The 16,816-nt window shown below is 60.9% G+C and carries 22 protein-coding genes and 1 pseudogene; 14 read left to right on the top strand and 9 right to left on the bottom strand.

Annotated features, from left to right (window positions below; translation table 11 throughout):
• Positions 1-672 precede the first annotated feature (672 nt).
• The 4 genes from C449_RS12005 to C449_RS18125 all read left to right on the top strand — a co-directional run bounded on the left by C449_RS12005 (position 673) and on the right by C449_RS18125 (position 4,266).
• Complete coding sequence (locus C449_RS12005) at positions 673-1,107, top strand: hypothetical protein (protein WP_006078289.1); 435 nt, start codon at positions 673-675, stop codon at positions 1,105-1,107.
• A gap of 20 nt (positions 1,108-1,127) precedes the next feature.
• Positions 1,128-1,523, top strand: coding sequence for a hypothetical protein (locus C449_RS12000; protein ID WP_006078288.1), 396 nt, complete (start codon positions 1,128-1,130; stop codon positions 1,521-1,523).
• A complete protein-coding gene (locus C449_RS11995) occupies positions 1,520-2,596 on the top strand; it encodes a hypothetical protein (protein WP_006078287.1) in 1,077 nt (358 codons plus the stop codon). Before C449_RS12000 ends, C449_RS11995 begins: the two co-directional genes overlap by 4 nt.
• 143 nt (positions 2,597-2,739) lie before the next feature.
• On the top strand, positions 2,740-4,266 hold the full coding sequence (locus C449_RS18125) for a thermonuclease family protein (RefSeq protein WP_006078286.1): 1,527 nt from the start codon (positions 2,740-2,742) through the stop codon (positions 4,264-4,266).
• 495 nt (positions 4,267-4,761) lie between these two features.
• On the opposite strand, the gene C449_RS11980 is transcribed toward C449_RS18125, so the two are convergent.
• From C449_RS11980 to C449_RS11950, 7 genes are read right to left on the bottom strand one after another with little or no spacing between them, the layout of a single operon-like run.
• On the bottom strand, positions 4,762-4,956 hold the full coding sequence (locus tag C449_RS11980) for a hypothetical protein (protein WP_006078285.1): 195 nt from the start codon (positions 4,954-4,956) through the stop codon (positions 4,762-4,764).
• Positions 4,953-5,312 (bottom strand): hypothetical protein, encoded by a 360-nt coding sequence (locus C449_RS11975; RefSeq protein WP_006078284.1) that lies wholly within the window; start codon positions 5,310-5,312, stop codon positions 4,953-4,955. The genes C449_RS11980 and C449_RS11975 overlap by 4 nt, the downstream gene beginning before the upstream one ends.
• Positions 5,303-5,497 (bottom strand): hypothetical protein, encoded by a 195-nt coding sequence (locus tag C449_RS11970; protein ID WP_006078283.1) that lies wholly within the window; start codon positions 5,495-5,497, stop codon positions 5,303-5,305. Before C449_RS11970 ends, C449_RS11975 begins: the two co-directional genes overlap by 10 nt.
• Positions 5,497-5,808, bottom strand: coding sequence for a hypothetical protein (locus C449_RS11965; RefSeq protein ID WP_006078282.1), 312 nt, complete (start codon positions 5,806-5,808; stop codon positions 5,497-5,499). Before C449_RS11965 ends, C449_RS11970 begins: the two co-directional genes overlap by 1 nt.
• The gene (locus tag C449_RS11960) at positions 5,802-5,990 is read right to left on the bottom strand and encodes a hypothetical protein (RefSeq protein ID WP_006078281.1); all 189 of its coding nucleotides are present in this window, start codon (positions 5,988-5,990) and stop codon (positions 5,802-5,804) included. The genes C449_RS11965 and C449_RS11960 overlap by 7 nt, the downstream gene beginning before the upstream one ends.
• Complete coding sequence (locus tag C449_RS11955) at positions 5,987-6,319, bottom strand: hypothetical protein (RefSeq protein WP_006078280.1); 333 nt, start codon at positions 6,317-6,319, stop codon at positions 5,987-5,989. Before C449_RS11955 ends, C449_RS11960 begins: the two co-directional genes overlap by 4 nt.
• Positions 6,316-6,795 (bottom strand): hypothetical protein, encoded by a 480-nt coding sequence (locus tag C449_RS11950; protein ID WP_152415707.1) that lies wholly within the window; start codon positions 6,793-6,795, stop codon positions 6,316-6,318. The genes C449_RS11955 and C449_RS11950 overlap by 4 nt, the downstream gene beginning before the upstream one ends.
• A gap of 203 nt (positions 6,796-6,998) precedes the next feature.
• Between C449_RS11950 and C449_RS11945 the strand changes: the two genes are divergently transcribed.
• Entirely contained in the window at positions 6,999-7,241 is a 243-nt protein-coding gene (locus C449_RS11945; RefSeq protein ID WP_006078278.1) for a hypothetical protein, read from the top strand.
• Here the strand turns inward: C449_RS11945 and C449_RS11940 are convergent.
• Positions 7,220-7,591 carry a hypothetical protein gene (locus C449_RS11940; RefSeq protein WP_161606456.1) on the bottom strand — a complete coding sequence of 124 codons (372 nt, stop codon included), beginning with the start codon at positions 7,589-7,591 and terminating at the stop codon, positions 7,220-7,222. The two genes, C449_RS11945 and C449_RS11940, sit on opposite strands and share 22 nt — an antisense overlap.
• 16 nt (positions 7,592-7,607) lie before the next feature.
• Here C449_RS11940 and C449_RS18680 point away from each other — a divergent pair.
• From C449_RS18680 to C449_RS11915, 7 genes and pseudogenes are all read left to right on the top strand, one after another.
• A pseudogene (locus C449_RS18680) lies at positions 7,608-7,959 on the top strand (hypothetical protein); the annotation flags it as partial.
• A gap of 65 nt (positions 7,960-8,024) precedes the next feature.
• Complete coding sequence (locus tag C449_RS11935) at positions 8,025-10,121, top strand: N-6 DNA methylase (RefSeq protein ID WP_006078276.1); 2,097 nt, start codon at positions 8,025-8,027, stop codon at positions 10,119-10,121.
• Positions 10,122-10,124: 3 nt separating this feature from the next.
• On the top strand, positions 10,125-10,931 hold the full coding sequence (locus C449_RS11930; RefSeq protein ID WP_006078275.1) for a hypothetical protein: 807 nt from the start codon (positions 10,125-10,127) through the stop codon (positions 10,929-10,931).
• The gene (locus tag C449_RS11925) at positions 10,928-11,584 is read left to right on the top strand and encodes an HFX_2341 family transcriptional regulator domain-containing protein (RefSeq protein ID WP_006078274.1); all 657 of its coding nucleotides are present in this window, start codon (positions 10,928-10,930) and stop codon (positions 11,582-11,584) included. The genes C449_RS11930 and C449_RS11925 overlap by 4 nt, the downstream gene beginning before the upstream one ends.
• Before the next feature lie 101 nt (positions 11,585-11,685).
• Positions 11,686-11,991, top strand: coding sequence for a type I restriction-modification system subunit M N-terminal domain-containing protein (locus tag C449_RS18675; RefSeq protein ID WP_338035215.1), 306 nt, complete (start codon positions 11,686-11,688; stop codon positions 11,989-11,991).
• 222 nt (positions 11,992-12,213) lie between these two features.
• On the top strand, positions 12,214-12,414 hold the full coding sequence (locus C449_RS11920) for a hypothetical protein (protein ID WP_006078273.1): 201 nt from the start codon (positions 12,214-12,216) through the stop codon (positions 12,412-12,414).
• Positions 12,415-12,570: 156 nt separating this feature from the next.
• Positions 12,571-13,500 carry a hypothetical protein gene (locus C449_RS11915; RefSeq protein WP_152415705.1) on the top strand — a complete coding sequence of 310 codons (930 nt, stop codon included), beginning with the start codon at positions 12,571-12,573 and terminating at the stop codon, positions 13,498-13,500.
• Positions 13,501-13,511: 11 nt separating this feature from the next.
• Here C449_RS11915 and C449_RS11910 read toward each other — a convergent pair whose 3' ends face one another.
• Positions 13,512-13,943, bottom strand: a complete 432-nt coding sequence (locus C449_RS11910) for a DUF6884 domain-containing protein (RefSeq protein ID WP_049914116.1) — start codon at positions 13,941-13,943, stop codon at positions 13,512-13,514.
• A gap of 102 nt (positions 13,944-14,045) precedes the next feature.
• On the opposite strand from C449_RS11910, the gene C449_RS11905 reads away from it, so the two are divergent.
• Together C449_RS11905 and C449_RS17510 are read left to right on the top strand one after the other, a co-directional pair.
• Positions 14,046-15,542, top strand: a complete 1,497-nt coding sequence (locus tag C449_RS11905) for a type I restriction-modification system subunit M (protein WP_006078269.1) — start codon at positions 14,046-14,048, stop codon at positions 15,540-15,542.
• Positions 15,535-16,815 (top strand): restriction endonuclease subunit S, encoded by a 1,281-nt coding sequence (locus C449_RS17510; RefSeq protein ID WP_080504924.1) that lies wholly within the window; start codon positions 15,535-15,537, stop codon positions 16,813-16,815. Before C449_RS11905 ends, C449_RS17510 begins: the two co-directional genes overlap by 8 nt.
• Position 16,816 lies beyond the last annotated feature (1 nt).

Genomic DNA, 16,816 nt, shown 5'->3' with positions numbered 1-16,816 from the left:
CCACCGCGGCAACACCGCGGCGGCACCGCGACGCACGGGTACAAGGCGCTTGCCCGTGGTCGGAGAGAGCGAGGACGAGTGATCGCCGAGGGGCTTAACCCACATCCGCGTGACCATCGACGAGGGCGGCTTGGTCCGCGCCCGGCGCTGGAGGACGCCGGCACCCCGCCGGACTGGATGGGTCGGGACAGGAGCCGACGGCGGCGGCCGAACGGCGAGACCGTTGCGGACGGCGAGACGCGGCCGAGCGCGCCCGCGGTTTCTTTCCCGAGAACCCGCCTCGAATCTCAGGTAGGCGATTTTCTTTTTGTCGGTTACGGATGGGACAGGCCGTGAGTCGCCAGAATCGGGAAACACCCTTGTGGGTGGAGTGTGATGTCTCAGGTACCCGACCGCGCTCGCCCGGGCGAGCTCCCAACAAGCGAGGCGGCGGGCACAGCGTGACTGCCATCGGCCGGGGTGGTCTCGGTCTGGCCCCGGCCCGTCGTTGCTCACGCTGGTTGCGTTGTCGCCCTCGTCGGGTGTTCCGATGGGGGCCACCGCTCGCTGCACCGCCTCGCGGTCGCACTGGACCATGCACAACCTCGCGCGCCGGCGCTCGACGTTCGCTCCCTCCACCATCGCCGTCGAGAGCACCAGCGCGCACGGTTCCCGTTTTACGACACTTGACATATGACCGACGACATCGACTACCGGACGGTGGAGGTCCCCGACGTCCCGCCCGAAGAATACAGCTACGTAGAGCGGCGCGCGGAGGTTCTCGACCTTCTGGAGCGCGCCGGTCATCCGCGCGCCGTCAAACAGGCCGACCTCGCGCGGCGATACGGGTGTACGCGCCAGAACATCCACAACGACCTCGACGTTCTCGCCGAGCACGTCGCGGACAACCTCGGCGACCGCCGCGAACTCATTAGCGAGCACGTGTTCCATCGCGCGCTCAACGGCCTGCTCGACGACGAGGAATGGCGCAAGGCCGCCCAAACGGTGAAGGACTGGAACGAGTGGCTGGACGACAGGACGGACCTCCAGCACCTCATCGACCGGATCGAGGCCCTCGAAGACGGCGACGACGGCAGCCTCGGTACCGACCGCTTCCGCCATCGGTAGAAACAATCAGGAGACAGACAATGACACGAAACGGACCAGATAGAGACGACGTGCGCGACCTGCTCGACCGCTTCGGGGCGACGAGACGCGGCCCACCCGGCGGTCCAGGTGGAAGTGGCGGCGGTGGAGGTCCACCGGGTGGTCGGGACGACGAGCTCAGCGAGCGCCAGCGCGAGAAGATAGACCACATCGTGGGACAGGTTCGTGAGAGCAACGCCGAGGCGATGGCGGCGGCCGAGGCGTTGCGCCGTCGGGAAATCGAGGCGGGCGTCCCGCGGCAGGACGCGGACGGCAACCTGTCGCCCGGCACCCGCGCGTATCTGGATGCCCTCTGCGGCGGCGGGGCACACGCGTTCGACGCCGACGTGGACGGCGCAGCGGCCGACGGCGAAACCGAGGAGGTCAGAGGCCGATGAGCCGCTACGGTAGCGACCCGCCGACCACGGACGTCGCGGCCCTCTCGCTCGGCACCGCGGCCGACGACGAGACCGTCCACGCAACCCGCCAGCGGGCGGTCGAGGCAGCCGTCGGGGTGCTCGAACGCCGGCAGGGTGAGGTGACGAGCGTCCCCGTCGCGATTCTGCGTGAGGTGGCATGGGCCGAGGACGGCGGTCGGGCCGCTGACTCGTCGCGCGAGGCGTGGCAGGAGTACGTCCGGCCCGCGCTTTCGGCCCTCTCAACCGTCGAGTCGACGGGCAACGGACGCTGGCGGTACTGTGACGTTCCCGACCGCGCCGAGACCGAACGCCAAGCCGGCGACCCGGGGACGAGCGACGCCGTCGACCACGACGAGCCGGACGCTTCGGCTGGCATCAACAGCGAGCAGGTGACGGGCGTCGACGCGGAGGACGACCCGCTGCTCGACCAGTTGCGTGACCCCGAGGGTGAGGGCGATGCTGGCTCGGAGGACGACGTCGCCTCGCTCAACGCGGCGGCACGAGCGGGTGTCGAGGCCGCCGACCGCGCAAAGCGTGGTGAGGGCAACGCCGCGCTCAGGGCGGCGCTACTCGCCAAAGGGCGCGGCGAGCGCGACACGGACGGCGGTCCCACCGAGTCGAGCGGGGAACCGGACGCGAACGCGGGCGACGAGGCGGCGCTCGAAGACGAGACACCCTCGACCGACCGCGGCCCGAGCCCGTCGCCGAACGGCGGCCGTGGTACAGAGGACCCAAGTGGCGGCGACCCCGCCAAGATGGGGAGCGACCGAGCCATCCGCGCCTCTGTCACGTGGCCGCCGTCAGCCGTCGCAACGGAGGACGACCGTGGTGAGGGCGCGGCGCTCTCCGCGACCGCGAACGAGGCCGACCAGGACACGGCCGATGGGCCATCGTGCGCGAGGTGCGGCGAGCCGGTCGCCGAGTCGGACACCGTGGACGCGCCGGCGCTCGACGTTCGCTTTCCGGCGGACGGAAAGATGCACAGCGATTGCTACCGTGTGGCCGCGCTGGGACAAGAGCGACCGGACCTCATAGACGACCGAGAGCGGTGACGTGAGCCACGTCGACGCCGACACCCGCGCGGGGCGTGCCGCTCGGACGACAGCGACCCCCGCGGAGAGCAATCAGTGGGAGACCGAACTTTTTTGACTTTTCGACTGGCGTTAGGATTATGCTATCCCGGCGTAGGCTTCTGATGGTACTCGCGCTCGTTTGCTTGGCAGCACTCGCTGGTTGTGGTGCCGAGACTGGAGCGAACAGCACAGCCGAGACCTCGGAGTCTGCCACGACGACCGCTGCTAACACCGATACCGCGACTGACGATCAGGCGACCTCGGGTATTGAAGTCGTGAATACCACCGATGCGGACGGCGACGGTAACTACGAGTCCTTCGACATCCGAGTCCGGGCGAACACCTCGTTCGTGGGCGGCGATGACGGCGAGGGTGACCCTGGGGAGCCATACTTCGCTGTCCAAATTAACGGCGAACACCAGTTTGACACCATAGAGGTCGCTCGGGAAGACGAGTTCGAGACTACAATCCCGATGAACGCCTCCGTCATTCCCAGCGGGGCGAGCGGCGAGCTGAACGTAACGGTCCGACTGATGGACCGAGACATCGCGTTCAATGACGGAATTGCGTCGTGGTCCGTGATGGTGCCCTACGCACCCGCTGAAACCGAAACGCCGACTCCAACCACGACGGCCACTCCAACCCCTACACTGACGGCGACCTCACCTGAGACGAGCACCGATACGTCGACGCCAACCTCTACGCCTACCCCGACTGCGACTCCCACGCCAACTCCGACCGACACACCAACGCCGACGCCAACACCTACCCCGACCGCGACAGCCACGGCCACTCCTACCCCATCAGCGCCAATCCCATCGGAAGTCTCCGGTGGCGAAGCCCGCCGCGCAACCGTCACCCGCGTCATCGACGGCGACACGATGGAAGTCGCGTTCGCCAATGGCGACGACCCCGACACCGTGCGCCTCATTGGTATTGATACACCCGAGACGACGCTGGGCGATGTCTCTCCCGACGAATACGAAGGCATCCCGAGTACGCAGGCTGCACGCGACCACCTCTTCAACTGGGGGGAGCGAGCGAGTGATTACGCCACCGAAGAACTCGAAGGACAGACCGTACGCGTGGTCACTGACGGTGAGAGCGACCGCCGCGGAAGCTTCGACCGATTGCTCGCATACATCTACGTCAACGAAGAGAACTTCAACCGCGCGCTGCTTGACGAAGGCTACGCTCGCGTGTACGATAGTGAGTTCTCGCTGCGCAGCGAGTTCGATAGCGCCGAGGAGCAGGCGCGGTCGAACAACGTCGGTCTCTGGGACTTCGAGGCGTCCGACACCGCTACTCCAACCCCGGACGGCGGTGACAGCTCGGGCCAGCTTACCATCACGAACATCCAACCGGAGGGCGATGACGAGACGTTCGTTCTCGAAAACCCAACCGACTCGGCAATCGACCTTTCGGGGTATACGGTAGACTTCGACGACGACCAAACATACACTATCCAGGGCGTCACGCTGGGAGCTGGGGAGACAGTGACCGTTCACACCGGGGAAGGAAGTGACTCAGACAGCGACATCTACGCCGGGAAGGGACGTTCGGTGCTGAACAACGATGGCGATACGATAACGATTCGGGACAGTTCGGGCAACACAGTTGCTCAGGAGTCCTACGGCGACGGCGGGTAGGCTCCCCTCACTCCGTCGCGTCCTCAGTCCACGCGCTGATAAAGTTCTCCGTGCTCACGAGAAAGCAGTCGGCGCTCTCGCGGTTCTCAAAGGCGACGCCGTCACCGTGGCGGACGTGCGTCGCCAGAACGGTGTCTCGTTGCTCGACCCACTGACCGACCTCGACACTGTCGCCTTTGTCGTCGTCGAAAACCTCGTGCTGGACAGCGACACGCTGGGATTCGCGAGCTCGATGGTGTCACTCATCGCAGGACCAACTGGCCATAGATTCGCTTAGTGGTTTAACGATTCGCATACTATGGAAGTCGTCTCAGTCCAGCACTTTCAACCCTCGTCAGACGCCTGGCCGTCCGGCGAGGGGCCGCGCGTCCATCGCAAGCAGCGCTCGCAACGATACAGCGCCTTCTCCCCGTCGAAGAACGCGCCGGCGGCCTCGTCGCGGGCGAACTCGTGACCGCAACGCTCGCACCGGACGGTCGGCGGGGTCACGCCGGGTCACTCCCGCTCCTGGTCGTCGCACGTCGGTCGGCCGGTCGCCTCGCGGACGCATCGGTTGCAGACCCTCACCGGCCGGTTGTGAAACTCGCGGTCGAAGCCCGCCGGCCCGGCGCATCCTGGCGCACCGTGGCGACAGCGGTCGCCAGCCTGCTCGGCCTCGCGTTCGTCGGCGAGGTGGTCGGGGTGGCTCACGGACGCCCCCCGAGGTCGTGGTCGTGAGCGTGGTCGGCCTCGTGGTCCTGCTCCTCGGTCGTGACGAGGCGGACGGCGTCGTCGCCAAGCCCGAGCCGGTGGACGCCGATCGTTCGCTGACGGCCGGCCGGCGTCGCCACCACGACCGAGTCCCGACCGTGCGCGCCGGCCTCCGGGTGCGTGCCCGTCGGAAGCACTCGAACGACCGTCACCGAGTAGGGGAGGCCGACGGCCGCCGCCCGCTCGAACTCGACGCGGTCGCCCGGCCGGAGCTCGGGCAGCTCGTCGCCGTCGGTGTCGGTATCGTCGCGGCCATTGCGAGCGCCCTTCGGGGGCGGGACCAGCGTCACGGCCACGCCTCCACCTCGACCAGCCCGTGCCGGATGTGCTCCTCCAGTTCGGCACGGTCGACGCCCTGTGAACCGTGCGGGCCACGGGCGACCACGCGCTCCTCGTTGACGGCCTGGACGCGGTAGCCCCACCCGCTCGTGGTGGCGACGAGCGTCATGCCGACCGACAGCCGAAGGTCGTCGCTCGACATCAGCACACCGCCTCCAGAGCGACCAGCTCGCCGTCGTCGGCGAGGTCCTCGGGTTCGCCCTCGGTGACGTACTCGCCGGTCTCGGCGTCGAGCACGTCGAGGTACTCGTCGGCCCACTCGGAACGGGCCTCGTCGGGCGCGTCCTCCGTGACGACGACGCAGCCGTCGAACAGGTAGTGCTCGCCCCACTCGACGGTCTCGGTAACACCGCGCTCGACGAACACGAGCACGCCGCCGTCGGCGGTGTCGGCGACGACCACGCGGCCGTCGGTCGGCAGGGCGTCGACATCGAGGGTGAGCACGCTCACCATACCTCACCGTCGCTCTCGATGGCGCCCTCGGTGTACGAGATGCCCGTGTTGTCGTTCGCGGTGAGCGAGCCGGTCGCGCCGCAGTGCTCGCACTCGTAGCCCTCGAACAGCGTGGTCTCGGTGTACGACTGTGCGGTGAACGCGAGCGCGTAGGACCCACATCGCGCGCAGCGGAGCGTCATCGGCGACCCTCCAACTGCGCGTGCCCGAAACACGCCTCGCAGCGGGCTAGCGCATGGTCCGCGTGCTCGACCGGCCCGCCGCACTCGTCGCAAGCGACGGCCTGCTCGCGTCCTCCCGCAACCCGCCGGTACTGGACCTCGATGTCACCGGCGTCAAAGCCGGCCGCCGTCGCGTCGACCAAAAGGGTCGTGTCGAGCAGGTGATTCGCTGCGTACTGCCGCGCGGCGTCGTCGCTCATGCCCATGTTCGAGACCGTGACGCTCCCCGCGTAGGGCGTGCCGCCGACGTCCACCCTGTAGGTGATGGTCCACCGTTCGCCGGTACTCATCGGCCCGCTCCCGCTCCGGTGTCCCCGACGAGCGCCGTCCAGACGGTCCAGTCGTCGCCGCCTGTTGCAGCCACGCAGCCCGTACATGGATAGCCCCGCTTGCCGACGAGCGTGGGGCCGGCGCACCCGCGAACGTCGTGCTCGCAGCCGTGCTCGGCGGCGAACGCCGCGACACGGGCGACGAAGCGCGTGTTGCGCTGGACATCGTCGAACAGGGCCGCGAGCGCTGCCCGCTGACTGTGCTTGCAGCCGAGGCCGCGGAACGTGGTGTCGGCGCACCCGCAGTAGCCGGACTCCAACTCGATGCGGTAGGTCTCCCCACTCGCTGAATGGACATCGTAGATTGCGGGGGCGACCGGCTCGGCGTCCATCTCTTCGGTCGTCGCGCGCCGGTAGCGTGCCTCGGTTAGTGCCGGCTCCTGCTCAGCGTGGCCGGTGTCGATGCCCTTTTCTTGTCCGCTGACTGAAATTGCCATTGCTGTCTTGGTCTCCACGAGACAGCCAGCCTCGGTGTCCAACCACCGGGGCAATTCTCCGTCGAAAGCGCCCAAAGGGCCGGTTCTGCCTCACCATTACATAGTACCTGTATAGGCTTAAACTCTACCTTTTGGAGTACCTGCAAAGGGATATACGTTCAGGACCATTACTCTTGACTATGATGGTGACAAACGACCATTCAATGCCGAGAGATCGCGACGACGAGAGTGGTCGATATACCGAAAGCTACCCGGCAGAGGACGTGCTCGCGGCCGTCCGCGAGGTGGGCGGTATGGCGAGCACGCGCGATGTGACCGACGCGCTTGGAAGCTCCTACGAGACCGCGTACCAGAAGCTCCGGGGGCTTGAGGATGAGGGCGAAGTGGAGAGTCGGAAGGTGGCGAACGCGCGTCTGTGGATGGTTCAGGAGAGCGACGGCGAATAAGTCCCTCCGAGGACGCCGAGGTCCGGCTGAAACGCCTGAGCAACGATCTCGGCCAACCTATCACCGTCGGTGACCGCGTGTACGAGGACGGCGATGTACAAGACCTCAACCGCGACGGCGACCCCAGACCGAACCTCGACCGGGTGGCGGATGGCGTGTTCATCGCCGAGTGTGACGAGTGCGGGCGCAAGGAGACGTATCAGCGCACCGCGTGCCGCGGCTGTGGGACCGAGACGACCACCATCGATAACGACTGGCGAAACCTCGCGTGGCGTCGGGACCCACATCGTAGCAGCCTGGCCGACGACTGCCCCGGCCACGGTCTCTGCTGGGTGTGTGTCGCCAACCACCTTGCCGCCGCCCACCCCGGTCCTCGTCAACCTCTAGACGTTGCTGTCGGATGTCCAGCGCAACGCAAACGACCTGCGCAAGGACGTGACCGATGTACTTCTCGACCGGGCACAAGATGCCCGCCCGGTCTACGAGCAACGGCTCTGTGCAGCGCACCACGCGCCGCCAGCGTTCGCTCAAGGACGACGAGAACCGTACTCAACGCACCCGAATCGGCCGGCATCGACCGCAAGCAGGTGCTCGGTGTCGACCGCGAGAAGGTCGACAAGGCGCTTGAGGTGGTCTCCCGCTCTCCGAGTCGGCGGTGTACGACATTGAGGAGAGCAAGTACGTTCGCAAGGCAGACGTCAATGAGGACCACGGATAATGGTACAAATTTGAATTTGATATTCCGACCAAAAATCTAAATAGTGTATCAGCCTTCTCCTCCATATGACCGAACACGGGGCACTCGAAGAGGTTCAGCGGGCGCTTGAGGATAAGTACGGGGTGTCGCGTGTTACCCGAGAGCCAGCTCTGGGTGAGGGTGGAGTATCTATCAGACCCGACATTCTCGTGTTCAAGGACAAGGAGAGGACATCCCCATTCCTCGCTCTTGAGTATAGCAGTCTCAGCACCCCTCACCGAAGAACCGAGGACATCGAGCAAGTTCGAAGGTATATCGAGAAAACCGGTGCACCGTTCGGCGCGATTGTCTCTGAGGATCTCCTTTACATCTTCCAGGTAGACCAGGACGACGAGCTAATCGAAGTTCCCGTTTCCAAGTATCCAGACATCGGCGACGAACCGAACATGGGTCCGCAGCCCATCGGATCGCACGAGTTGTTCAAGTTCCTTATCGCTCGGATACGCGACCAACTCCGCTCCAAACAGCACCAGCAGGTGTCAGAAGCATTTGTTCAACAGCTTTACCGGAAGTATGAGGCCGATAGAGGGGCGGTAGACGTTGATATCGAGGACTCGTTTGAGAAGGTCATTGAGAGCCTTGACGCGTCTATCCAACAACGGCACGATTCTTACACGCCGGGCAAAACACCAATCGATTCGCCCGTACTCAGGACCGTATTCTCGGTCTTCTCGAACTACGACCTCGCATCCACTACACTCGACATCCGACGGCAAATCGTCGATGAGACGTTCATGGGAGACTTCTTCGACCGTGAGGGTGAGAAGTTCACCACCCCACCCAAGGTCGCCGAGCGTCTGGTAGAACTGCTCGATATCACTGACAGTGACTCTGTCCTTGACCCTGCCTCTGGCTGGGGTTACACGCTGAGAGCGGCCAACGAGTACACGGACGAGGTCGTCGGTGTAGAGCTGAATCCAGGTGTAAACAACGCTGCTCTCTTCTTCAACGATCTACTGGAGAAGTCCGGCACCTATGTGACGGCCGACTTCTTGGAGATGGCCTGTCGGGAGGATATCCAAGCCTCAGGTAACTCTACCACGCTAAGCACGTTCGCGCACGACGAGGAGGTCACCAGCCAGCCGCAAATTGCAGCAGAATTCGACTGTATCGTACTCGACCCTCCTTTCGGAGGACACCCCTCGGATGAGGTCCTCGACTATCTCGATGAAGGAAGAGGGGTGAAACTACACGAAGCCTTCCTCTCTTTGGCCTTAGACCAGTTAGCCGATGGCGGTCGGTTAGTAGCAATAGTTCCCACCACCGGTCTGGTGGCTGTCCGTAGCGCATGGCTTCGAGAAAAGATTGTCCAAGATTACAACCTTCGTGGGATTATCGAGCTTAGTGATGCCAAGCTCTTCCCGTATCTTGACTCCAGATTCAGCCTGTCTGTTGTAGTGGTTGACAATCACGGGGGGCCGACAAACGAGTTCACGGGCATCGTCTGTGATGAGGGTAGTAAGGACGAACTGAGTCGAGCAGTGGCGCAAGTCAAGAACGACGAAGGTGAAACGATTCCGGTGAAGGGAGCTTCAGAATCTCTCCTGCCGAGCGAACTGCTGGGAATGGAAGAGGCTCAGCAGGCACTTCACGATCGGTTCGACCAAGTCGCTCCCTTGGAAGACTTCGCAATCCAAATCGAAGGGGGAGCGCGTCGTTCGGGCGACGAACTCGAACCGTACGAAAACCCGAATTCGGATATCTCCTATCTCAAATTGGGTGCTAACCTGTACGAATGGACGACTCACGTTGATGGCGACTCTCTCGTCGCTAATCCAACCGATGTTCTCATCGGGTTAAAAGGGACGCCGGGGAAAGTCTACCACCCCGGAGAAACAGTCGTCCCCTCATCGAACTGGGCCATCATCAGGTTCCATTCAGAGGTTGAGGCGGCGGTTTACGCTGCGTACCTCGCTTCCCAGACGGGGCAGAAGCAGGTTCAGTCCATGGCCCGTGGGTCCACCATTCAGTACGTCCCTCTCCGCCGAATTGGCGACGTTATCGTTCCGTTGTACTCCGATAGCGAACTCATGGACCTTGCGGAGAAAGTTCAGAAAGCACGCGAGGAGTACAACGACGAGCAGAGAGATTACACTGCCGTTGATTTCGAGGGGGTGTTCTAAGCGATGAGTGGGGGCGAGCCCTCAGAGACAGCAGACCTGCTTGAGGGAACCGTACTGGAAGAGCAGCTGGACCAGTGCGACGCAATCATGGGGGACATCATGGAGGAGAGGTTGGACCCGACGGACGAGGAGAACATCTACACGAGGATTGACTTCCAGTACGGGAGGACGAAGGACAAGACGCTCGAGGTCCTTTCAGACCGGTTCGAGGCTGAAGGCCTCAACACAGCACTGAAGACGCTGATTTCGGGGATAATCGAATGTCAGGGCTTCCATGCCAAACTTGAACGCAACGGGCAGAGAGATGATAGTCTCGAAACGGTGACCCGCTGGTTCAAGCTCTACGCTGCAGTCGTGCTTGAGAAGCAGCCCGACATCCCGTTCGAGTTCGTTCTCACCCAGTTCAAGAAGTATCGAGATGTCGTCATCGTACACCCGGACGGTATACCGACAGCGACCGACAAGCCCGAAGCGTCCCTGCTGGGCTTCCTCACTCTGTCGTGGACAGCGATGGAGGAAATTCTCCGACTCTGGCAAGAGATACTGTCGAAGTCAGATGTAGAGCTAATTGGCCGCGAAAGTGCTCTTGACGGCAATACTCCGAAGCACGGATTCATTCACAATCTATCCGATACCCGAGGGTTCGTCACGGCCTACCCGGAAGGACAGGAAGGGGACGACACTCACTTCGATCTTGACTCGGCGGAATACTTCCCTAAAGAAGGAGATGTCGTTGAGCTGGAGGACGAAGAGAGCGCTCCCCACCACGATGCTCGAACAGCTAACTCACTCAGGAAATACGACCCATGAACATACACATCATCCCCCACGGTCGGGCCACCTCGCACGTGAAGCGAGGACTCCGCGCGTACTCAGGTGCGGATAAGGTTTATCTCCTCACCAGCGACGCGTTCGAGTCCGAGGGGATAGAACTGGAGGCAGACCTAGAAGAGTTTGGATATGATTTGGAAAGCCGTCTAATTGACGCGTTTGACCTTCGAGATGTCGTGGACACCATCGTCAGCATTGCCAAACAGCATCCGGGTGACGACCTCTTCATCAACATCACGGGCGGGACGAACCTTGTCGCGGGCGGAGCGACATCGTCGGCGTTCTTCATCGGCGCGACGCCTTACTACGTGCTCGAACCACAAGATGGAACCGAGAACATCGACGAGCTCATCATGGAACTCCCGGCACCTACCCAGCCACTCACGTTCGAGGTCGAGGGGCTCCAGCGCGACCTCCTGGTCACGCTCGGTGACTGGACCGACGAGGGGAGAACAGGCGTGATAATGCGGGAGATTGGGGAGGCGCTCGGGGAGTCGGCACAGAAGGTCAGTTACCACGTGGACCAGCTGGAGGACCGCGGACTCGTCGAGCGTCGACCGTCCGGACGAACCAAGCACGTCTACCTTACCGACGTGGGGAAACTGTATCTCCAGTGGACAGGAGAGGAGTGATTTCCAATGGCACCAGAAAGAGATAAACAACGGATGGCACATGATGGCAGTATGGCTTCTAAAGATGAGAGCCTCCTCCAGTACACTGAGGGAGGGGAAAAATTCTCGACCTCGACACGCTGGAATCTCACCCTTGGGAGGCGGCTGATGTTCTGCGTGGAAGTATTGACGCAGCGGACTACAAGAACTACATCTTTGGGCTGCTCTTCCTGAAGCGAATCAACGACCGGGTTGAAGAGGAGACGTGGGAAATCGCCGAGGAACTCACCGGTGACGAAGAGGAACTGGATGAATACCTCCTCGAACAGATTCGAGGCGACCGCGACCTCCATGAGGAGTTCTGGGTTCCGGAACGTTCTCGCTGGGGCCATATCGCCGCGCAGAGCAGCGACATCGGGGCGACCTGAACAAGGCCCTCGAAACGGGCGACGACGAGAACGACGCCATCGCCGACCTCACGTTCAACGATGTCGACTCGGACGTGACGCCCCGCGACGACGCAGCCACCGACACTACTTCACTGGGAACAGGGGGGACGGTCTGGTCTTGCTGCTTCTCGATACGGCGTTTGAGTACGGTGATGCGCTCCTACTGACGGACCGTTTGGTGCTCGATGCCGACAAACCTGCATGACGCGCCCCTTCATCGACGTCCCCAAGTCGCTCCATCGAAGAGTGTTGGCTGCTGGACAGAACCATGACCCCGACCGGCAAGAGGCCTATACCGCTGCCGAGCTGCTGGTAGTTCTTGACCCAGACTCCGTACATGATCCCGAGGTCACCGGACCGTTCGGCCGTTTCCTTGACGAGTACGACGACCGAGGAGAGTAACCAACAGCTGTCGCGCTCGGTGTAACGGCGGCCGTTGAAGGGGGGAAAGGCTTTGTCTGCGTTCACACAGCCGAAGCGGGTCAGGCGTGGAATTTGCGACTTCCTCCGAGAGGTTGTGAACTCTTAACACTCCACGCTCACACTGACTTCGTGAGCATGCCCCTCACAGAAGACACCGGTCCTCTGGAACCCATTGTTTCTCGAATTGTGAACGACTACGACAGCTGGTCTCATCCATTTGAGCGAGATATGTTGCCGGAGAAACGGGCTATGGTCGGCATCGAAGATACCGACGACCGCGCCCGCTATCTCACGTTCGTTGCGTGTATTGACTACCAGCGGGACGCAGAGGCGCTTTGGCAGAAGACCAGACGACTTTGGGATGATGAGCGTTGGATATACGAGCCGACAACACTCTTCGAGGAGCGGTCTCTGGAGGAATTAGTTGACCTCTTTCGAGAGCAGGGAATGCGTTTCGGGAAGCGCGATGCGGAAATCTGGCACCAGAACGCTGAGACGTTCTATCGTCACTATCGTTCAACCCCTCTGAAACTATTCGAGAAACACGATTTTGACGCTCCCTCAATCCTCAAAGCGGTCCGTAGCGACAGCGGCTTCCCGTACCTGGGAGGCGAGAAAATCGGCCCGCTCTGGATGCGGCTGATGCACGAGGACGTCCACCCACTATCAAACATCACAGAAATCAACATCCCAGTCGATGTCCAAATCCGGAAGGTAACAAAGGTAATCTTGGGGCAGGAGTACAGCGATACGGAAATCAGGAGCTTCTGGAGTCAGTTTTGCGTGGAGCATGGCTTCGACCCAGTGAAGGTAGACCAACCCCTCTGGCTTATCGGCACACACTGGAACGATTGGGGACGTGAGTATCTCGAAGACCAACTCGAAGCTGCAGATGTGGCATCGGACCGCCCACAACTCAAGGTTCCACTTCGAGAAGAGTATGGTACGATAGACGAGTGGTTGGATGCAGTAGCCGCATCAATTGATGTGGAAACGGAGGTCATGTGGGAAATCTACGACCAAATTGACGCCGAGGAGTCCGAAGCGGACCAGTCTCGGTGCTGACTTACTCAGTGCTACTCATCGAGGTGTTCGTTGTACCAGGCAAGTGTCTTCCCGAGACCTAAGCCCTCCGTCGGAATGCTAATGTCCACACCTGAGTCTTCTAATAGCGGGAGGAGTTCCTCATAGTAATCACGACCTGCGTGGAACACCAATTCATTGCCTTGCTCCAGCAAATTTTCGCGGTTGAGTTGTTGATGAGTAGTCTTCGCCCATTCGCGTTTTCTATCAACGGGCGCTCCGCTCAGCGTCTCGTCGTAGGGCTCGATTACCGAACCGTCAGGACTGAGGAGGTGGTGCTTCGCCGAGAGAATATACCATCCGTCGTGATTCTCCTCGCTGTAGGCTTTCGCTTTCTTGAACAACGAAGACGGCATGTAGAGTTCGGACGGTTGCGAAGCTTCTGACCGCTTGCTTTTCGTGCAGCTTACGAGACCTACCTGCATGTGTGAGGATGTGTTGTGGCTCAGCATATATTTTGCTCGCAATTCCTACAAGTGCGTCCTGCTCACCATGAAGTCTAAGACCCTCACGGATATGGATACGGTATGCCCCTGACGCTTGATGAGCTCGACTCTCATCTGTTCAAGTGTGCGGATATCATTCGTGATGCAGTCGACTCGACTGACTACAAGGAGTACATCCTCCCGCTGGTCTACTACAAGACCATCTCCGACGAGTTCGAGAAACAGTATCAAGAGAATCTCGACGACTATGGCGAGGACTACGCTCGTCGGCCGAAGCTCTTCGATACGCCCGTCGTTCCTGAAGGCTACCTCTGGGAAGACCTCCGCGCCGTTAGCGATAACGTCGACCAAGCGCTCAACGAAGCGTTCGACGCGCTGACCGAGGAGAACCCCGAACTCCAAGGTCTCTTCCGAGCGGACTACATCGATGCCGACGCGCTCAACGACGACCGGCTCGGGAAGCTCGTCGAGCACCTCAGCAAGTACGACCTCGATCGCGAGAACGTGCCGCCGGACATGCTCGGCGAGGCGTACATGGATCTGGTTCGTCACTTCGCCGAGGAAGAAGGGAAATCCGGCGGACAGTTCTTCACGCCGCCGCACATCGTTCAACTGTGTGTCCGGCTCGTCGACGAGTTCGAGGATGGTGACACCTTCCACGACCCGACGGTCGGCTCCAGTGGGATGCTCATCGAGGCCGCGAAGTACTACCGCGAGCAGGGTGGCAACCCCTCGAAGCTCACGTTCACGGGGCAGGAAATCAACCCCGACATCGCGGCCATCGCCAAAATGAACCTCTCCATCCATGCGCTCAACGGGACCATCGAGCGCGAGGACTCGCTATCGAACCCGCAGTTCACCAACGGCGACGAACTGGAGCGGTTCGACCGCGTGCTCGCGAACTTCCCGTTCTCGGCTGACTGGGGGAAGGACGACCTCCAAGACGACGCGTATGGCCGCTTCGACTGGCACGAGAAACTCCCGCGGGCCGACCGGGGTGACTACGCCTTCATCATGCACATGGCCGAGCAACTGAAAGACCCCAAGCGCGGCGACGACTCGGGTGGTAAAGCCGCTATCGTCATCCCCCACGGCGTGCTCTTCCGCAAGCACGAATCACGCTACCGGGAGCCGATGCTCGAAAACGACATGGTGGAGGCCATCGTCGGACTGCCCGAGAACCTCTTCCAGAACAACTCGATTCCGTCGGCCATCCTCGTGTTGAACACCGACAAGCCGGCCGAGCGCGAGAACGAAGTCCAGTTCGTCCACGCCGCCGACGAGGCGTTCTACGACGAACTCTCGAATCAGAACGAACTCACCGACGAGGGGGTCGACCGCATCGTGGCGAACGTTCGTGACTGGACGACTGAGGAGCGCGTCAGTCGCACGGTGGCGCTGGAGGAGATTCGGGAGAACGATTACAACCTGAACATCGCGCTGTACGTCGATACGACCGAACCCGAGGAGGACATTGACGTGAGCGCGGAACTCGGGAAACTCCGGGAGTTGCAGACCGAACGCGACGAGATAGAGGCGCGGATGGACCAGCACATGGAGGCGCTGAACTATGAGTGAGGAGGCGTCGCTTGACGAGTTTGCCAAGCCACAGCCTGAAGATAAAGCTGAGTTCGTGGAAACAGCGGCTGGCCGGATTCCATCAGATTGGGATACGAAAAACGTTGAGTCCCTGTGTGAACTACGAAATGGAAAAGCAACTGACCATGCCGATGAAGGGGTGAAACAATATCCTGTATATGGCTCAAATGGCCCTATCGGTTCACACTCCGAATCGAATTTCGACGGAGGTCTGATTTTTGGTCGTGTTGGCGCGGTCGGTGAAGTTGAGAAAGCATATCAACCAGTGTGGGTTTCAGACAACGCGATTCAAGCGCAACCATCTGACGACATCAACACCGATTTTCTGTTTTACTGCTTATCTAATAGAGAATTGGGGGCGCTTGCGACCAAAACCGCTCAACCACTTCTCAATCAATCCACGATTGGTAACGTAGCTGCACCATATCCATCATATAAAGAACAGCGCAAAATCGCCACCGTACTCTACACCCTTGACCAAGCGATTCAGAAGACCGAAGAAATCATCGAACAGACTGAGCGGGTCCAACGGGGGTACATCAGGAGGCGAGTAATCGCATCGGATGCGAGCGGAGAGCGACAAGATGGTATCGTAGGCACACGGAGGGTGACGATTCCACAACATTGGTCTGTCGTCCGATTAGGTGACGTAGCCGAAATCGTGAGTGGCAAATCTTTTCCCAGAGAGTTTCAGAAGGGTCACGCTGGCTCACGTGCGGTGATAAAGGTTGAGGACATGAATTTACCCGGAAATGATAAATCTATTCAAGAAGTCACGAACAGAGTTACCGACGAGGTACTTGATGAATTGAGCAAGAACGTTTTCCCCGAGAATACGGTCATTCATCCTCGCGTCGGTGAAGCGCTATTACTGAACAAGACTCGTATCACAGGTGAGGACACCGCCTTTGACGATAACATCATGGGTTGGATTCCTGAAGAAATCAATCCGGAGTATCTGTATTACGCATCCACACTGGTCGACTTCAATGCAGTCGCGCAGACCGGCACCGTCCCATCAATCAACAAAACAATGGCCGCTAACTTTCGATTCCCCCTCCCACCAAAAGAGGAACAAGAGGAAATCGCTGAAGACCTGTCTCGCGTCGACAGCCAAGTTAGTATCTACGAAGAAGAGAAGGAACAGCTACGGAGGGTCAAACAGGGTCTCATGCAGGACCTGCTCTCTGGTACGGTCCGCACCCACGAGGCGGACATCGACATCCCCGAGGCGGTGCTGGCGCACGGCTGAC

Origin of the sequence: Halococcus saccharolyticus DSM 5350 (assembly GCF_000336915.1) — an archaeon.
In the GTDB taxonomy this organism is placed as follows: Archaea; Halobacteriota; Halobacteria; order Halobacteriales; family Halococcaceae; genus Halococcus; species Halococcus saccharolyticus.
This window is presented reverse-complemented; position numbering and strand designations above follow the sequence as displayed.

What these genes read in the sequence shown, in the direction of transcription:
- C449_RS12005 (WP_006078289.1), top strand. Translation starts at nt 673, where the DNA reads ATGACCGACGACATCGACTACCGGACGGTGGAGGTCCCCGACGTCCCG.
- C449_RS12000 (WP_006078288.1), top strand. Translation starts at nt 1,128, where the DNA reads ATGACACGAAACGGACCAGATAGAGACGACGTGCGCGACCTGCTCGAC.
- C449_RS11995 (WP_006078287.1), top strand. Translation starts at nt 1,520, where the DNA reads ATGAGCCGCTACGGTAGCGACCCGCCGACCACGGACGTCGCGGCCCTC.
- C449_RS18125 (WP_006078286.1), top strand. Translation starts at nt 2,740, where the DNA reads ATGGTACTCGCGCTCGTTTGCTTGGCAGCACTCGCTGGTTGTGGTGCC.
- C449_RS11970 (WP_006078283.1), bottom strand. Translation starts at nt 5,497, where the DNA reads ATGTCGAGCGACGACCTTCGGCTGTCGGTCGGCATGACGCTCGTCGCC.
- C449_RS11965 (WP_006078282.1), bottom strand. Translation starts at nt 5,808, where the DNA reads ATGGTGAGCGTGCTCACCCTCGATGTCGACGCCCTGCCGACCGACGGC.
- C449_RS11960 (WP_006078281.1), bottom strand. Translation starts at nt 5,990, where the DNA reads ATGACGCTCCGCTGCGCGCGATGTGGGTCCTACGCGCTCGCGTTCACC.
- C449_RS11955 (WP_006078280.1), bottom strand. Translation starts at nt 6,319, where the DNA reads ATGAGTACCGGCGAACGGTGGACCATCACCTACAGGGTGGACGTCGGC.
- C449_RS11950 (WP_152415707.1), bottom strand. Translation starts at nt 6,795, where the DNA reads ATGGCAATTTCAGTCAGCGGACAAGAAAAGGGCATCGACACCGGCCAC.
- C449_RS11945 (WP_006078278.1), top strand. Translation starts at nt 6,999, where the DNA reads ATGCCGAGAGATCGCGACGACGAGAGTGGTCGATATACCGAAAGCTAC.
- C449_RS11935 (WP_006078276.1), top strand. Translation starts at nt 8,025, where the DNA reads ATGACCGAACACGGGGCACTCGAAGAGGTTCAGCGGGCGCTTGAGGAT.
- C449_RS11930 (WP_006078275.1), top strand. Translation starts at nt 10,125, where the DNA reads ATGAGTGGGGGCGAGCCCTCAGAGACAGCAGACCTGCTTGAGGGAACC.
- C449_RS11925 (WP_006078274.1), top strand. Translation starts at nt 10,928, where the DNA reads ATGAACATACACATCATCCCCCACGGTCGGGCCACCTCGCACGTGAAG.
- C449_RS11920 (WP_006078273.1), top strand. Translation starts at nt 12,214, where the DNA reads ATGACGCGCCCCTTCATCGACGTCCCCAAGTCGCTCCATCGAAGAGTG.
- C449_RS11915 (WP_152415705.1), top strand. Translation starts at nt 12,571, where the DNA reads ATGCCCCTCACAGAAGACACCGGTCCTCTGGAACCCATTGTTTCTCGA.
- C449_RS11910 (WP_049914116.1), bottom strand. Translation starts at nt 13,943, where the DNA reads ATGCAGGTAGGTCTCGTAAGCTGCACGAAAAGCAAGCGGTCAGAAGCT.
- C449_RS11905 (WP_006078269.1), top strand. Translation starts at nt 14,046, where the DNA reads ATGCCCCTGACGCTTGATGAGCTCGACTCTCATCTGTTCAAGTGTGCG.
- C449_RS17510 (WP_080504924.1), top strand. Translation starts at nt 15,535, where the DNA reads ATGAGTGAGGAGGCGTCGCTTGACGAGTTTGCCAAGCCACAGCCTGAA.